The organism is Spirulina subsalsa PCC 9445 (genome assembly GCF_000314005.1).
Lineage (GTDB): Bacteria > Cyanobacteriota > Cyanobacteriia > Cyanobacteriales > Spirulinaceae > Spirulina_A > Spirulina_A subsalsa.
In genome coordinates, this window is record NZ_JH980292.1 from 1,079,482 (window position 1) to 1,095,168 (window position 15,687).

Below are 15,687 nucleotides of genomic sequence, written 5' to 3' on the forward strand. Positions count from 1 at the left end.
TTTCACCTGTAATCTAACGAATCTTATAGAATAGAAAGGAGTGTCTAACCAGCACTCCTTTTTTCAATCTGAAAAAATATTTCTATTCTTTATCAGGTTAAACAAGTTCGAGGAGTCATTGGGTCAAACTTAAATCAGCCCCTTTAAAATTAACTCCATCTATTAGGGCTCCCATTAACTTGGCTTTGCGCAAATTTGCCCCCTGAAAATTAGCCCCCGTTAGGTCAGCGGCCATGAACTTCACTCCCTCTAAATTAGCCCCCTGTAGATTGGCATAACGTAAATTTGCCCCAATAAAATTGGCATTTTTTAAACACAATCCCGCCAATTCTGCACCGGGTAAGTTCGCGTTGCGAAAATTCCGCCCCCCTTTAGCATAACGTTGTAGAATTTCTCCCACATCAGTAATATGAATTTCTCGCTGGGGAGGATGTTGGATATCTAAGGTAAAACGATCTTTCTGTTCTAAGATTTCCCGTAACTCCCGATACAACGGATAAGCCCCAATGCCACTAATATTTAACCAAGAGCGGGAACGAGTAAAGGCGACTAATAATTGATTTCTTAGTTTAATCTCACTCTCTCTTTTTGCCACTTGATCTAATCCTACAACATAAACCATCTCGGCTTCGTGTCCTTTCGCTCGATGAATTCGGGACACTGTAACCGCCCCATCACACCAGAATTTATTCGGTTGATAAGTCGCCCGATTTACTTCAATTTGGTTACAATCTGATGTGCTGGGAAGATAAATATCAATGCCCTGATTGAGTAAAAATTGAGCGACTTGTTTTTCCAGTTGACGGGCTTCAAAAAAAGAGCCTAAAACAATGACCAAAATATCAGGACTGGGGCGCAATCCTTCGTAGCGTAAATTGTGTAAAATATGCTGGGCGAGTCGGGATAGTTCTTCTTGACGAGTGGGGTAGGTATTAAAGTTTAAATAGGAGTCTGGCCATAAGCGGGGTAGGGGATTGGGGGAATGGCTGGGGGGACGATGGAGGGTAAGATAAGGGGGATGATAGGCTTCAATAGTATAACCTAGGGCTTGCCATTCTTCGGGGTGTCGTGACCCGGTGAGGAGGCCTTGCGATCGCCTAAATCCCATCGCCAGTGCTTGGGCTGTGGTTATAATGAGGTGGGGAGTTCGGTAACTTTTGCGTAGAATTTCGCTTTTTTTTATCCCCCCTTCATACTCCCCTGTCACCAGATGTCCTAAACGTTCTCCTAATACTTCACTGGCACTAGGGAAGGATAAGCTTTCTAAGCTTTGGGTTTCATCATACCCCCAAATTAAACGTCGTTGTTCGGGTTGGGTGGGGTCAACAGGACGTAATGCCTGATACGCTAACCAATAAAAGGGCTGTTTCTCTTCAAATTTGGGGGCATCCACGACTAAATCCTGTCCTTCGTCAATTAAAATGGCATCAAAAAGGGCAGGAATGGCGGCCTGTTGGAGTAATTTTAAACAAGCTTCGGCTAGGGCTTCATTGGGGTTTAAACTTTGAGTTTGATTGACGGTTAAGGGCTGAATTCCTACCGCTTGACAAAGGAGACGATAAAACCCCGGTTGATTTTTTGCCCCCCAACCATGTAGAACTTGTAAGTTAGGATTTTGGGAGTCATAACTAACTTGATTTTGACTAAAATAACGTAACCATTGGTCGATTTGTTTTAGGATGGGTTGGTATAAGCTACGGGAAAAAAAGACGAAAGCAATGCGCCATTGTGGGTATTTTAGATGAAAGTGGGCGGCTTTTTGGCACAAAATCGCGGTTTTTCCTGACCCAGCAATGCCTCTAATTCTCTGACATCCCGGGGGAATTTGTTTGGCAATTCGTTCTTGTTCTAAATCTAGTTCATGGATTTGTTGGCGCAGGGTTTTAATGATTTTCCCTCGATTAATTTGGGGGTTTTTATTGGGGTAAATGGGTTTACAATAGAGGGGTGTTCCTGCTATAATAGATAGGAGTAATTTCCAGTTAGGATAAGTTAATTTCTTGTTTTGGGTGAGGGGTAAAACGGCTTGAATTTTGGGGAGAAGAGAAGCGGGTTCAACTAAATCATTAACGAGATCATTTTTGAAGAGAATGGGGGGAGAACTGGGCAAGTTAGCAAAACCGCGCTGTTCCCACTCCCCTTGAGTAATATAGGGCAGAGCGAGCAGGGCGCGGGCGGTTAGCTGGTGTTTGAGTTGGGGTTCGCGATCGCAATAATTCAACAGGGCAAAAACATGAGATTCCGCCTGTTGGTAGGGGTTGCCAAAGTTGGTATAAAAGTTTTGGTAGTGCCACTGATGACCGGAAATATTAACAATTTGTTGGATGTTAATTGACTTGACTTCAATCACGATTAAACCCAGTTCTAAATCGACTATGAGAATATCGGGTTCTTGTCGATAATTTTCCTGTCCTGAAAAGATAGGATAGCGCCAATAGGCTAAACAGGGGCGATGTTGAAAAGCGGTTTGAATCAAGTCCCAGACGAGTTTTTCCCCAGCTTCTCCTCTCGATTCTAAAGGTTCGGTGGTGATAAAGTGACCCTGTTGGCCGGAGGGGAGGGAAAGGGCATGATCGAGCATAAAGAATGTTACAAAGAGTCTATGAAGGGGAGGGAGTCGTGAGTTAGCCATTGACGGGCAATGGGCGATCGCACAGGGCGGCCGAAGAGATACCCTTGAGCATAGTGGCAGCCTAGGGTTTTTAATAGATTAAACTGTTCGATGGTTTCAATGCCTTCGGCTACGGCAAATAACCCTAACTGTTGAGTCAAACTTAAAATCGTTTCAACCACGCGACGGTTTTGGGAGCTTTGGATCATCCGCCCGACAAAGGATTTATCGATTTTTAAGCTAGTAATGGGTAAATCGCAGAGGTAGCTAAGGGAGGAGTATCCTGTACCGAAATCATCGATAGTAATGGCAATAGCGCGATCGCGTAAACCGCGAAAAATCTGGATAATATCATCCACATCTTGGATAAGGATACTTTCGGTAATTTCAAAAATGAAATGTTTTCCCGACACCCCGGTTTCTTGCAACACTTGATCCACCTGAGCCATAAACTGTTTCTGTTTCAGATGCACCACAGAAATATTAATACTCACCCGCAGGGATTCTGTCAGATCCCGAGGCAAAGCTGAATCTTGCTGCCATGCCTTGATTTGGCTGGCCACGTCTTTCATTAACCAAAGACTCATCGGTACAATTAGCTGGGTTTCCTCCGCCACCGGGATAAATTCCGCCGGGGAAATAATGCCGCGCTGGGGATGTTGCCAACGGATCAGGGCTTCAAAACTCTTTAACTGATGAGTCTCAAAACTAATAATCGGTTGATAACACATAAATAGCTGGTTCTGCTCAATGGCATGGCGCAAATCACTTTCTAACTCCAGCCGGGCTAAGGCTTGAACGTGCATCGTCGGGTCGAAAATCTCATAGCAGGCTCGGCCTTTTTCCTTAGCGCGATACATAGCTGTGTCTGCATCGCGAATCAAATCTATGGCTTTTTGATAGCGAATTGTACCCACGACAACACCAATACTCGCCCGAATTAAGGTTTGTTGATAATTAATAGCAACCGGGTCTTGAAAACGCTCAAAAATCCGCTCAACTAGCTCAAGCACGTCATGGAGTCCATGAATTTTTTCCATCAAGATCACAAATTCATCTCCCCCTAAACGGGCGACTAAATCGTTAGAGTGCATCATTTCCCGCAGTTTTTGGGCGACATCAATTAAGACTTCATCCCCGGCCAAATGCCCTAAACTGTCATTAATAACTTTGAAGTGGTCTAAATCTAAAAATAATACAGCAAACTGGTAGTTGTCATGGTGGTGAATCCGTTCAATGGCAAAATTGAGCCGTTCCATCAAGAGATTCCGGTTGGGCAATCCGGTTAAAGCATCGTGGAAGGCATCATATTCTAATTGCCGTTGTAGGCGTATTTTTTCCGTCACATCTCTAGAGGTTGTTTGTAGCTGGAATAGTTCGCCCTCGCCGTTAAAAACCCCACGGGCTACGGTTTCAAACCAGCGATAATCTCCGGCCTGTTTGCGAATACGATAGGTTAGGGGTAGGGCGGTGCCGTCACTGAGTTGTAGGGCTTCTTGATGGATGCGATCGCGATCATCGGGATGAATCAGGTCAAAGTGATTGTGACCCATGAGATCCGGCGGTTGGTAGCCTAACAAATTCTGCACCGAGGAACTCACATAGAGATAATCTCCCCTCGGGGTATGGAGACAGACCAAATCGCTCATATTTTCCGCCAATAAGCGATATTGGGCTTCACTTTGGGTTAGGGCTTGCTCAAAATGTTTGCGTTCGGTGATATCTTCGGCAATTCCCCCTAACCAAGGGCATGGATCCTGACTATTCTCTAACAAAAAGGCGCGATCGCGAATCCAGCGCACTGTTCCGTCGGGATGAACAATGCGGTAATCAATCACAAAAGTATGGGTTTGGTCAACTTGTCGCAGTGCCTTTAATAGGGCGGGGCGGTCTTTACGGAGAATTCTATAGAGTAATTGACGCGGTTGGTCTAACAAAATGGACTCCTCACAACCCCACAGCGTGCCACAGGCAGGACTAATGTAAATAAAGCGACGCTGAAAACGGTCAAAAATCCAGAGGACAGCATCACTATTTTCGGCAAAGGAGCGGAATTTTCCCTCACTTTCTTTGAGGTTATTATGAGCCGTTTGTAGTGCCGCAAAGGAAGTTTGTAAGCGTTGGGACATATCGTTAAAGGTTTCCGCCAAAATCGCCAACTCTCGTAAACGCCCCGGTTCAATCGCTTGGGAGAGTTCCCCTTGAGCAATAGCCGCAGAAGCCCCCATCAGTTGCCCGACAGAGCGCATAATCCAGCGACTGGTTAACCAACCCGAAACGATAGCCACCCCGAGAGCCCCTAAACAGAGCAGAATCGAGTTGCGGGTATTGGCGTTAATTTGTGCCATAAAATCCGACTCTGGCATCATGACGACAATCAGCCAATCAAGGCCGAATTGATCCTGAAAGGGGGAAACCTGTAAAAAATAGCGTTCTTTTTGATAGATAAACTCAAGCTGGGCGGGTTCTTGAATGGTGCTAAATTGTCGGTAGCGATCGCTCAGAAATTCAGCCGAAGCAACCAGCAACGAATCCTCAACAGTCAGAATATTCAGCCGATGGGTGATACCATTTTCCACCCGAAAGGGTTGGGGTAACGTTGAACTCGCTACAATGTTGCCGTTGCGCTCAATAACATAAGTCTGTCCCGTTTTACCCACCTTCAAACCACTTAAAAACTCACTCACCCGATCCAAAAAAAAGTTATTACCAAAAACCCCAAGAAGCGCGCCATCTGGGTCATAGATCGGGGTTGCGATGGGAAGCGCCAGCAGTGTATAGGCATGATAGGGGAAAATGTCCCCCCAAGTGGAGGTACGCTCCGCCATTGCCGCTTGATACCAAGGACGTTGACGGGGATCAAAACCCGGAGTTATGCTTTGTAAGCGCACGGGGCGACCTTCTGCGTCCACATCATAAAAATGAATGGCTCCCTCCGTAGCCGCCCCTGCTACCATTAATTGATGGGGATTGTCGGGATCAAAAAGAGCATTACCAATAAATTCGCCATCCGGCCGACCAAAAAAGATTCCCCCCGCTTGCTCAAATTCTTGAGCTTGGGTAAAGAAATGACGGTACATTTGCTCTAGGTTTGTCGTAGAGATATAACCTAGTCTTAAAGCATCTTGATTCAGGTGATTAATTTTGGGGGGAATTTCTAAAAAGGTATCCAGTTTTTGCTCAATGCGTAAGGTGACTTCAAAGCGCAATTGTGCCGCTAAATCATTGACCGCCCGTTGCCCATTCCGCCAAGAAACCCATCCCGTTAAGCCAACAGCAAAAGTAATTTGCACCACAAAAGGAACAATCAGCACAGCGCGTAACGGCAGATTGTTTAAAAGATGGGAACAAAAGGAAAGTCGGTGGTTTTGCCAGAAAGCCATAGATTGAGTTGGCCGAGAATTTGTTAATTCTAACAAAAAAAATGGCTTGTTCTAGGATTCTATTAGTTTTCTCTCCCTGTAGACCCGTTATTGATACTTTCTGCTCCTTGGAGCATTAATGCTTGAATGGTGGCATAGGCATCCGCCCAAGCTTCTTGGACATCAGGAGTCCAAGCGGTTCCTAAGCAGGTTGCACAAGTCTCTAAAAAAACTTCTCCAGCCCGTTGATAATGTTGAGATTCAATGCCATATTGAACATGGGTCGCCCCCAAACCTTTTAAGGCACCGGATAATAATTCGGGTCGCCTTAAATTTTCATAGACTAACTCAACACTACCCCATAGCTTTTGCTTCTGTTTTGTCATATCCGTTTGAGTAAACATGGCTCTCGATTCTGGTATTTTCTCAAAAAGACAAGTATAGAAAACATCTGTGAATTGGTCTGAATGCTGCTTCAATAACCTAAAACTTTCTTCTAAAATACTGACCTTAAAATGGTAATACTTCTCTTGACAGCGATTCAAATAAACCTTAGCGACTTTATCAAAAGGATTCAGGGTTAGGCATTCACTAAATAACGACTCTGCTCGTTCAAAGGAAAATAGCCGATATTGCTCAATAGCTTGTTGAAAAAGGGTGAGAGTCTGCTGCTTTTGCTCACGAATGGGTAAGGGATCGGCGGCAAAAACTTCATAAATTGTCACCCCTTGAGATTTACCCTTAACTTTAACATGATCAATTTCTCGAATATAATTGAGTCCCTCCTTTAACTGGTTAAACGTAGACTCGCTAATTAACAAAGGAATTCCATAGGTTTTGGTGAGTTGTTCAATCCGAGAGGCTAAATTAACAGCATCACTAATCACCGTGTTTTCCATGCGGTTGGCACTGCCTACAGTTCCTAACATCAGGACTCCCGTATTGATACCAATGCCAATTTCAAGGTCAGATTTACCCTGGGTCACTCGGTGTTGATTGTACTGGTTTAACCGTTCTAATAGCCCAATTCCAGCTTTAACGGCATCATCTGGACTCTGGGCAAACAAGGCCATAATTCCATCGCCAATATATTTATCAATGAACCCGTTATTTTGCAAAATGGCTGGATTCATCCAGGATAAATAGTCATTAATGAACTGGAAAGTTTTCTCGGGACTCATTTGTTCAGAAAGACGAGTAAAGTTCCGAATATCAGAGAATAAAACCGACATTTTTTGCTCAGTATGATCGCCTCAAGTAATCTTAGTAATGCTCTCGCGATTGAGAAAACTCAGATGATCTTGAGAGACAAAACGACTATAGGCAGTAATTAAATCTTCTCGTTCTTTTTCCCGCAACTTCAGTTCATTAAAGGTATGATTAAGTTGGGCGGCCATTGTATTAAACGATTGGTCAAGAATGCTTAATTCAGCGATAGAACTGGGGGGAATATGTTGTTCAAGTTGACCATTGGCGATCGCCTGAGACGCTTCTGTGAGGCGCAGAATCGGCCGGGTAATGCGTTGAGCGGTTAAGACTCCTAGGGCGATCGCCAGTCCTAGGGGAACAACCATCAATTGTAAGGCATATTGACGCTCCCATCGCTAAAAGCGAGGGATTCCCTGTTCATCCAGTTACCTTATCTATAAGGCTTTCACCTAATAGACAGTGGGTAGTCTGTCCGTTCGTGAAACGTTGCGTAGCAAGGGCTTGAATTTCTGTCCGCCCGACAGTATTCGCTTTTTGAAGTAGGTTTTTAGCGGCGTTTTCATCCCTATCCAAAACACAACCACAAGAACAAATATGTGTTCTTACAGACAACGTTTTCTTGACAATATTGCCACAACTAGAACATTGCTGGCTAGTATATTGTGGGTTTACCGCTATCACAAACTTCCCGTGTATTTTCCCAAAGTAGTCTAACCAATCGGTGAACATTGACCAACTTGCGTCACTAATAGACTTAGCAAGTTTTCTATTTTTCAGCATATTACAAACCTTCAAGTCCTCGTAGACTACCAAATCGTTAGATTGGATTAACGCTTTTGCTGTCTTTACAACAAAATCTTTACGTTGTCTAGAGACTTTTAAATGAAGACGGGCTACTTTTGACTTTTGTTTTTGACGCTTGTTGCTCCCCTTTTTCTTTTTAGATAGCTGACGTTGCGCTTTTTTTAAACGCTTCTCGGCTTTACGGAGAAATCGAGGGTTATCAATTTTATTTCCATTAGAGTCCGTTAAAAAATGGTTTAATCCAACATCAATTCCTACTTCCTTTCCTGTAAAATCAAACGGTTCTATTCTTTCAAGGTCTAAAACAAATTGGCAATAGAATCCGTCAGCCCTTTTGATAAGTCTAACTCTTTTAATTAGCAACTTATCTAGAATTTCACGATTATAAGAGCCAATTAGCTTTAACTTGCCAATTCCAGTTTTATCTGTTATGTGGATAGATTTTTTATCTTCTGCTAGTTTCCAACCCGAAGTTTTGTACTCCACAGACCTTGAGAACTTCTTAAATTTAGGGTAGCCTTTTTGAGCTAACCCTTTTTTACAGTTACTGTAGAAACGAGATATAGCCAACCAAGCTCTTTCAGCACTTGCCTGGCGAGCCGTAGAGTTTAGATAGCTTACAAACGGAGTATCTGTATTGTTACTCAAAGTTGTTACAAATTTACACAAAGAAGCATAATTAACCTTATCTTCTTTAGTGGAATCCATCCAAAGTCCAAGGCATTTATTCCGAATAAACTGCCCTGTTCTAATAGCTTCTAGGATAGCTACTTGTTGCGTTTGTGTCGCTTTAACTTTAAACTCTATGACCCGCATTGAACCGACCTCTCAATGTGTTATTTTAGAGTTATAGCATTTCACTGCACTAACTGTCAAGGGTATGGAAATTAATTATTTTAAGACTCGCCGGGCTACATTTAATCTCACTGTCTACATAGTCTTGGTGAATAAATACCGTAGAAAAGTATTCAAAAAAGAACATTTAGAGTTCTTAAATGAGGCTTTTAAGTCTATTGTTGATAAGTGGGATGCCAGTATCGTAGAGTTTAACGGGGAGTCTGACCACGTTCACATTCTTTTGACTTACCCACCACATAAGTTACTGAGTGGATTAATTGCTAATCTAAAATCTACTTCTAGCAAACGTATGTGGGATAATTACTCTGACTACCTGAAAAAGATTTATGGGAAAGACAAACGAGTATTATGGACCGGGGCTTATTTTGTAGCTAGTTTTGGTGGTGTCACAATAGACCAACTTAAAAAATATGTCGAGAATCAGGATTCCCCTGAATATTAGTTGTGCTTCGCTGTCTTATATTGGTCGGCTTTTCATCTCATCGGTAAAACCGAGAGCCTTTGCTGCGCAACGTTTCACGAACAAGCCGACATTTTAGGTAAGGGATATCCTATGGTAGGGGCATTTTCTGAAGTTGCCTAGTCCTGATCAAGGTTCATTCGACTGGGGCGGAATTAGAGGGCTGTCCTGAGGCAAAAAAGCTAGCAATTAAGGCGACCATGAGCCACCATAGGGTATTGATGGGGGGACGATACCAAACGGTGTCAAACAGACCATGAACTAACATTCCGGCACAAGCGGCGATCGCAGCCATTAACCAAAAGGCTTGTACCTCTTTAGTCTGGCGTAAACGGGCGAGTTGTTGTAAACCGAGATTAAAAGTAATCAGCCCAAACCATAAAAACAGGGCAAAACCTACCCACCCCACCTCAACGAGGGTTTCTAAAAAGATGGAATAGGCCCCCAAAGCGTCGCCATAGCCGGAACGGGCATAGAGAGGATAGACTTGCTTAAAGGCATCATTGCCCGGACCAATGCCGATGATGGGATGATCCCCAATCATACGAAACACGGCCTCCCAGACGTTGATCCGGAAGTTGTTGCTACTGTCTTCTCGTCCGGCAAAAATACTCATCACCCGTAAACGCAACGGTTCCACTAAGGTAATGCCTAAGAGAATTGCCCCTGTCATGCCCCCAAATAGCATCGGCACTAACCACATCCGCCAAACAGTGGGTAAATATTCAGCAAACCAATAGCGCAGGAGGAGGAAGAAAGTAATCAGGAGGGCGAGGGCGGCAATCCACCCCCCGCGACTGTCGGTAAAGAATAAACAAGCGAGATTGATAACCAGCATTACCCCCGCGAGGGTTTTGGGGAGATATCCTCGCCAAACAAATAAGGCGGCTATGCTGAGGGCGATCGCGGTGATTAAATACCCCGCTAACAAGTTAGGATTGCCCAAGAAGCTATAAACCCGGGTTTCATGGGCGAGGAGGGAGGTGGGATCGTTCCAAGTGGCTAATTGTTCCACCCCCTTATATTGTTGACGAATCCCGTAGGCGCTGACGAGGAGGGAGACGTGGAGATACACGGCCACGACCCAATTCCGGAGACGAGGCGATCGCAACACCTGCGCCCCCAAGAGAAACATAAACAAAAACAGGGTCAGTTTAATTAATCCTGAAAAGGCCGCACTTTTCACGTCAGAAAAGGCTGTTGCAATGACCGCAATGCACCAATACACCCCCACGGCCAGATGAATGGGTGTAGACCCCGTTTTCAGGCGGTCTGAGAGGGTTAACATCAGCCAATAGCCCCCGGCCGCGATGAGTAATACTCCCGTTGGATTGGAGGAATTGGTAAAGGGGGCAATGAGAACAATAGCGCACAAAATGACGGCACCGAGGGGATTCGCCCATTGTAAGAACCAACTGCCCTCCCGCCAAGCACTTAAGAAACCCACAAGGCGGTACAAGTAACTCCCCCCCCGCCATTGGGAGAGGGGCAAATCAGACAAGGTGAAGCGTTGCCACACAGAATTCATGGGGGAAGTTTCAATCGAAAGACGGTTTCGTTTCATTATAGAGGGGATTAGTCCGCTCGTTGACTACTCCCACCGCTAACATTCGTTAATACTCCCCTCGCCTTTAGACCCGGGATTGTCAATAGGTTTGAGTTAAACTCCAGACCCCAACTGACGGGTTAAATTAACTAAGCGCTCACAACAATCAAACCGATCGAGGTGGATTTCAATGAAACAGAGGCGATCGCGCAACAATTGGGCCGTAGCAAGGGCTTCCTCTAAATCCCCCTCACTGTGGACTTCACAACTCCAACTCTCCCCGAAAATTTCCGGCATTTTGTGATATTTCCAAGGCTGAAGATCATTGTAAGCGCCATCATGAATCATCCGTTCAATGGTGTAGCCGTCGTTATTAATCAAAAACACAATCGGATTTAACCCGTGACGGATAATGGTGGAGAGTTCCTGACAGGTCATCTGAAAGGAACCATCGCCAATAAATAACAAAATCCGATGATCCGGTTGGGCTAGACCCGCACCTAAACAAGCGGGGAGAGAATAGCCAATAGACATATAAAAGGCCTGGCCGATGAATTTGGCATCCTGACGGATGGGGAGGTCAATACAGGCAATAATTGCATCTCCGGTTTCGGCGATCGCAATATTCTGTTCCCCCATAAAGTGATTCATCCGTTGGTAGAATCGGGCATTGGTGAGGGGGGCTTCCGATTGCACCACAAAGGGATCCGCTAAGAGGGTAGAAGTTGGCTGGATATCTAGGGCTTCCGGGGAACGAGGGGTTAAGGTTTCTGTTAAACAGTCGATAAAATCCCCCAAGTAAATGGGCGAATAGTAATGATGCTTAATTTGTACCCGTTGCAAGTTAGCATTGATTAATTTCCCCCGATCCAGTTGGGCGGTATAGCCCCCTAAATTAGTATCAGAGAGGATCGCCCCTAAACAGAGAATACAATCGGCTTGTTCAACGCGATCGCGCACATAATCCCGACTCAGCGCCCCTACATAATTACCAATAAATTGGGGGTGCATTTCCGTAATACTCGACTTACCCAACAATGTCGAAGCAATCGGATAACCCGTTTTTTCCACTAACTCCACTAATTTCCCTTGGATGCCATAGCGATGGAGTTCCACCCCCGCCAGAATAACCGGATATTTCGCCTTTTCTAACAGCATCACCGCTTCTTCCACCGCTTCCCGCAAGGCCTGTTCATCACTACTGGGGCGCACCACAAGGGGCTTTTGTGCCGGAATGGTGCAGGGATAGGCGACTAAATCGGCGGGAATCTCAATATAAACCGGGCGCTTATAACGGAGACAAGCGGCCAAGGTTTGATCAATTTGCTGGGTCGCTTGATCTGGCGTTAACGTGACGGCCGCCACCGTGACCTTTTCTAACACCGACTGCTGAAGGTTATAATCTCCCGTCGTGTGGTGCAGCAGGAGGGGATTCCACAGGTTTTGATGGGCTGTGGTGGGGGGGGCGCCACTAATCACAATCAGGGGGACTTGTTCGGCATAGGCTCCGGCGATCGCATTCACTAAACTTAAGCCCCCCACCCCATAGGTCACACAAACCGCCCCCACGCCTTTTAAACGGGCGTAGGCATCGGCCGCATACCCTGCATTGAGTTCATTACAAGTTCCCACCAACTCCAGAGAACTGTCTAACAGTAAATCCATAAACTTGAGGACATAATCCCCCGGTACCCCGAAAATATGCTCTAGGCCAAGGGCTTCGAGTTGTTCCACTAAATACTGACCAATCGTGGTGGTCTTAAGGCGGGAGCCTTGCAGGTTAAGAGCGGAGGGAGTCATGACCATCAGTGAGATTCCTTGTGAGTTGAAGCTATAGCTCTCACTTTAACGTGACATTTTGTTAATAACTGTTGCTTAAAGTACATTTCTATGCAGTTAGAAGATCAAGAGAGACAGCGTGAATGGAGGGGGGGACAGGGTGCTAGTATTAAATCCAGTTTGTCAGTCGATGCGCTTGATTGTGCGATCGCGCCCACGGAAACGGTTAACCCCAAACGGTTTGATTTTGACCCCTATGAAGTTCATTGATCCTACGACCGATTTCGGCTTTAAAAAAATCTTTGGTTCCACAGAGCATCCCGAAGTCCTGCTCAGTTTCCTCAATGCAGTCCTTTACGAAGGCAACCCCGTTATAGAAGAAATCACCCCAGAAGTCCTGGACTGGACTGCATTAAATCCCCGTATCCCTGCCCCACCCCTTCGGGTCAACGCCAAACTAAACGGAGACACCACCTGTTTAATTGAAATTCAAGTGCTGAGTTTACCCACCCTCAGCAAGCGGGTTTTATTCAATGCCGCCAAAACCTACGCCCTACAACTGAATAAAACCGATGTTCCCTTAGAAATTAAGCCCTTGATGACCCTGACCATCACGGACTTTCAAATGTTCGACCAACAGCCTAATATTGTCTCCCGTTTCGCCCTCAAAGAAGTTGAACAAGGGTTTGACTATCCTAACAATGAACTCGGTTTAGTCTTTATTGAACTGCCTAAATTCCAGAAAACCGTTGAGCAATTAACCAGCGTCACAGACCAATGGCTCTACTTTTTAAAACAAGCGGGAACTTTACAAGCCATTCCTGCCAATTTTCAAGGGATTCCCGCCTTAAATGAAGCCTTTGCCTGTGCCGATACTGCCAGCTTAACCCATGAAGAATTTGACATTTTACAACAACAACGCCTCTTTATTGTTGACCAGCGAGACTCCCTTTCTTTAGGCCATTCTCAAGGTCTACAAGAAGGGATTGAACAAGGCAAACAAGCGGGTATTCAAGAAGGCATTAAACAGGGCAAACAAGCGGGCATTCAAGAAGGGATAAAACAGGGTCGTTTGCAGGGGTTACAAGAAGGCATTGAACAGGGTAAACAACAAGGGATTGAACAGGGTAAACAACAGGGAATGCTAGCGGGACAGTTTGCCATTGTTTTACGTTCCCTCAAGCGCCGTTTTGGGGAGATTTCCAAAGAGTTACAGGGTCAAATTAAGCAGTTATCCAGTGAGCAGTTAGAAAATCTAGCTGAGGTGGCCTGGGACTTTATCACAGAGTTAGAGTTAATGGAGTGGGTAGAGGATCAATTAACTCAAGGGGATGTGATAGAAGAGGAAGGAGAACAACCCAGCTGACCTTCTGCCGACGCTGACCGCAAGGGGTACAACGGGGGCTTCCCCTTCCCTATGACCTGTTCCCCAATTTTGGACACAACCGGATTTTCCCGACCCCCCTGTTCCCTTGTTGGGTAAGTGCGTAGGCGTGTTATTCGACAGACCCTAGCTAACGAAACTGACTCAATAATTCATCTACCTTGGCCACCCCTTGACGATTATTTTGGGCTTGGTAGAGTCTGCGGGCTGTTTCTAGGGCTTCCCGGGCATCAGCAGAACGTCGGCGATCGCGCAAAACCGACCCCAGTTTAAAATGGGCCTCGGGATCATTGGGGGTTAACTCAGTCACTCGTCGATAAGCTGTACTGGCCATTAATAACTGACCTTGCTCCAGCCAAAAATCCGCTACAGCCATCTGAACATCTGCCGACTGGGGATCCAAGATTGAAGCCCGACGATAGGCCTCTTCTGCCCCCTCGATATTGCCTTGGGCAGCGCGGATCTTGCCGATTTGGAGATGAACTATAGCGTTGCGGGGATCCAGTTCTATAATGCTCTCCAGAACGGCCATCCCTCGCTCATAATTGCCTTGTTCTAAAAAGGCAACGGCAAGGGGTAAACGTAATTGAACATTACTGGGGAATTGTTGAGCGGCTCGTTCTAAGAGATCAATCGCTTTATCGAGTTGTCTCCGTTCCACTAACACAGTTCCCACTAAACCGTAAATATCGGCGCTATTATTGGGGTCTTTGGCAATGATTTGTTCATAGGTTTGAATGGCTCCCTCATAATTCCCATTGCGCAGTTGAACGACAGCTAATCCTAAATAACTCTCTTTGTGATTGGAGTCGAGTTGAATCGCGCGCTGGTAGGATGTGGCCGCACTGGTATAATCCCCCATTTTCGCCAAACTATAGCCAAGAGCATAGTGAAAATCAGCGTTATTGGCTTCTAGAGCAATGGCGCGGCGGTAAGCTTCGGCGGCGGCGCTGTAATTCTGTTGGCGGGCCTGTAGGTAGCCAATCCCCGAGAAAATTCGCGCATTGTTACCATCAAGCTGCATCGCTTGCTGATAAACGGCGATCGCATTAGCATAATCTCCCGAATCCACCAATTCCCGACCGCGACGCAAAAAGTCATTGAGTTGTTGGGTTCTAGAGGCCGTTTGGGCGACCTGTACTTCACTATAAACGGGGCGAGAAAACAGGCTAACCGCACAGCCTGCTAACAGCAGACTCCATAAAAGAGGGCGGGTTGTTGGTCGGAGTAATAATCCTTTCATAACTCTACTCAGTTGGATTCAAGTGTGAGGGTTAATAATTCTTAAAATACTATCACCCTTGGTTAATTTGACAAGATCAGAACCAATTCATTGGACTCCTCCAACTCCCAAAAAGTTCAAAGCTTACCTGTACATAAGGCCTGCTGAATATCCCTCTAAGCACTGTGAATAAGGCTTTTAGCGGTTTAGGAGCGAGAAAGTGCAAGGTTTTAGGGATAAATCATCAAAAAGTCTTGCCTTTTTTCGACTTCCCCTGTTCCCTGTTCCCCATTCCCTAACCCCACGAGCAGACTTATTCAGTAAGTCCTACATACATACACAGAAAAAGCAAGCCGTTTTCACGACTTGGCTTTGAGCTTGCTGTATTGGGAGGAGATATTGAGATACAAATGTTTGACAGAGTTTACGCATACCCGACTGAGCCAGAGGTT

At 45.5% G+C, this 15,687-nt stretch carries 11 protein-coding genes; 3 read left to right on the top strand and 8 right to left on the bottom strand.

Annotated features, from left to right (window positions below; all coding sequences use genetic code 11):
• Positions 1-115 precede the first annotated feature (115 nt).
• The 5 genes from SPI9445_RS0105195 to SPI9445_RS0105210 form a co-directional block, all read right to left on the bottom strand.
• A complete protein-coding gene (locus tag SPI9445_RS0105195; RefSeq protein ID WP_017303673.1) occupies positions 116-2,581 on the bottom strand; it encodes a pentapeptide repeat-containing protein in 2,466 nt (821 codons plus the stop codon).
• Between the two features lie 8 nt (positions 2,582-2,589).
• Positions 2,590-5,994, bottom strand: coding sequence for a bifunctional diguanylate cyclase/phosphodiesterase (locus SPI9445_RS27340; RefSeq protein ID WP_017303674.1), 3,405 nt, complete (start codon positions 5,992-5,994; stop codon positions 2,590-2,592).
• A 62-nt stretch (positions 5,995-6,056) separates the two neighbouring features.
• A complete protein-coding gene (locus SPI9445_RS28205; protein ID WP_017303675.1) occupies positions 6,057-7,205 on the bottom strand; it encodes an adenylate/guanylate cyclase domain-containing protein in 1,149 nt (382 codons plus the stop codon).
• Positions 7,206-7,226: 21 nt separating this feature from the next.
• On the bottom strand, positions 7,227-7,547 hold the full coding sequence (locus tag SPI9445_RS24420) for a HAMP domain-containing protein (protein WP_017303676.1): 321 nt from the start codon (positions 7,545-7,547) through the stop codon (positions 7,227-7,229).
• A gap of 52 nt (positions 7,548-7,599) precedes the next feature.
• Complete coding sequence (locus SPI9445_RS0105210) at positions 7,600-8,802, bottom strand: RNA-guided endonuclease InsQ/TnpB family protein (RefSeq protein ID WP_017303677.1); 1,203 nt, start codon at positions 8,800-8,802, stop codon at positions 7,600-7,602.
• A 64-nt stretch (positions 8,803-8,866) separates the two neighbouring features.
• On the opposite strand from SPI9445_RS0105210, the gene tnpA reads away from it, so the two are divergent.
• Positions 8,867-9,286 (top strand): IS200/IS605 family transposase, encoded by a 420-nt coding sequence (gene tnpA / locus SPI9445_RS0105215; protein WP_017303678.1) that lies wholly within the window; start codon positions 8,867-8,869, stop codon positions 9,284-9,286.
• Positions 9,287-9,440: 154 nt separating this feature from the next.
• On the opposite strand, the gene SPI9445_RS0105220 is transcribed toward tnpA, so the two are convergent.
• Both SPI9445_RS0105220 and SPI9445_RS0105225 read right to left on the bottom strand, forming a co-directional pair.
• Complete coding sequence (locus SPI9445_RS0105220; protein WP_033374222.1) at positions 9,441-10,832, bottom strand: IctB family putative bicarbonate transporter; 1,392 nt, start codon at positions 10,830-10,832, stop codon at positions 9,441-9,443.
• Positions 10,833-10,964: 132 nt separating this feature from the next.
• Positions 10,965-12,656 carry an alpha-keto acid decarboxylase family protein gene (locus tag SPI9445_RS0105225; protein ID WP_017303680.1) on the bottom strand — a complete coding sequence of 564 codons (1,692 nt, stop codon included), beginning with the start codon at positions 12,654-12,656 and terminating at the stop codon, positions 10,965-10,967.
• Between the two features lie 84 nt (positions 12,657-12,740).
• On the opposite strand from SPI9445_RS0105225, the gene SPI9445_RS30335 reads away from it, so the two are divergent.
• On the top strand, positions 12,741-12,899 hold the full coding sequence (locus tag SPI9445_RS30335) for a hypothetical protein (protein WP_017303681.1): 159 nt from the start codon (positions 12,741-12,743) through the stop codon (positions 12,897-12,899).
• Entirely contained in the window at positions 12,886-13,995 is a 1,110-nt protein-coding gene (locus SPI9445_RS24425) for an Rpn family recombination-promoting nuclease/putative transposase (protein WP_017303682.1), read from the top strand. Before SPI9445_RS30335 ends, SPI9445_RS24425 begins: the two co-directional genes overlap by 14 nt.
• A gap of 148 nt (positions 13,996-14,143) precedes the next feature.
• Here SPI9445_RS24425 and SPI9445_RS0105240 read toward each other — a convergent pair whose 3' ends face one another.
• Positions 14,144-15,256: a tetratricopeptide repeat protein gene (locus SPI9445_RS0105240; RefSeq protein ID WP_017303683.1), complete on the bottom strand. Its 1,113-nt coding sequence runs from the start codon at positions 15,254-15,256 to the stop codon at positions 14,144-14,146.
• Between the last annotated feature and the right edge of the window lie 431 nt (positions 15,257-15,687).

Excerpts from the sequence above, each read along its gene's own strand:
- SPI9445_RS28205 (WP_017303675.1), bottom strand. The coding sequence starts at position 7,205 with ATGTCGGTTTTATTCTCTGATATTCGGAACTTTACTCGTCTTTCTGAA.
- SPI9445_RS27340 (WP_017303674.1), bottom strand. The coding sequence starts at position 5,994 with ATGGCTTTCTGGCAAAACCACCGACTTTCCTTTTGTTCCCATCTTTTA.
- SPI9445_RS0105225 (WP_017303680.1), bottom strand. The coding sequence starts at position 12,656 with ATGGTCATGACTCCCTCCGCTCTTAACCTGCAAGGCTCCCGCCTTAAG.
- SPI9445_RS24425 (WP_017303682.1), top strand. The coding sequence starts at position 12,886 with ATGAAGTTCATTGATCCTACGACCGATTTCGGCTTTAAAAAAATCTTT.
- tnpA (WP_017303678.1), top strand. The coding sequence starts at position 8,867 with ATGGAAATTAATTATTTTAAGACTCGCCGGGCTACATTTAATCTCACT.
- SPI9445_RS0105210 (WP_017303677.1), bottom strand. The coding sequence starts at position 8,802 with ATGCGGGTCATAGAGTTTAAAGTTAAAGCGACACAAACGCAACAAGTA.
- SPI9445_RS0105240 (WP_017303683.1), bottom strand. The coding sequence starts at position 15,256 with ATGAAAGGATTATTACTCCGACCAACAACCCGCCCTCTTTTATGGAGT.
- SPI9445_RS30335 (WP_017303681.1), top strand. The coding sequence starts at position 12,741 with ATGCAGTTAGAAGATCAAGAGAGACAGCGTGAATGGAGGGGGGGACAG.
- SPI9445_RS0105195 (WP_017303673.1), bottom strand. The coding sequence starts at position 2,581 with ATGCTCGATCATGCCCTTTCCCTCCCCTCCGGCCAACAGGGTCACTTT.
- SPI9445_RS0105220 (WP_033374222.1), bottom strand. The coding sequence starts at position 10,832 with ATGAATTCTGTGTGGCAACGCTTCACCTTGTCTGATTTGCCCCTCTCC.
- SPI9445_RS24420 (WP_017303676.1), bottom strand. The coding sequence starts at position 7,547 with ATGGTTGTTCCCCTAGGACTGGCGATCGCCCTAGGAGTCTTAACCGCT.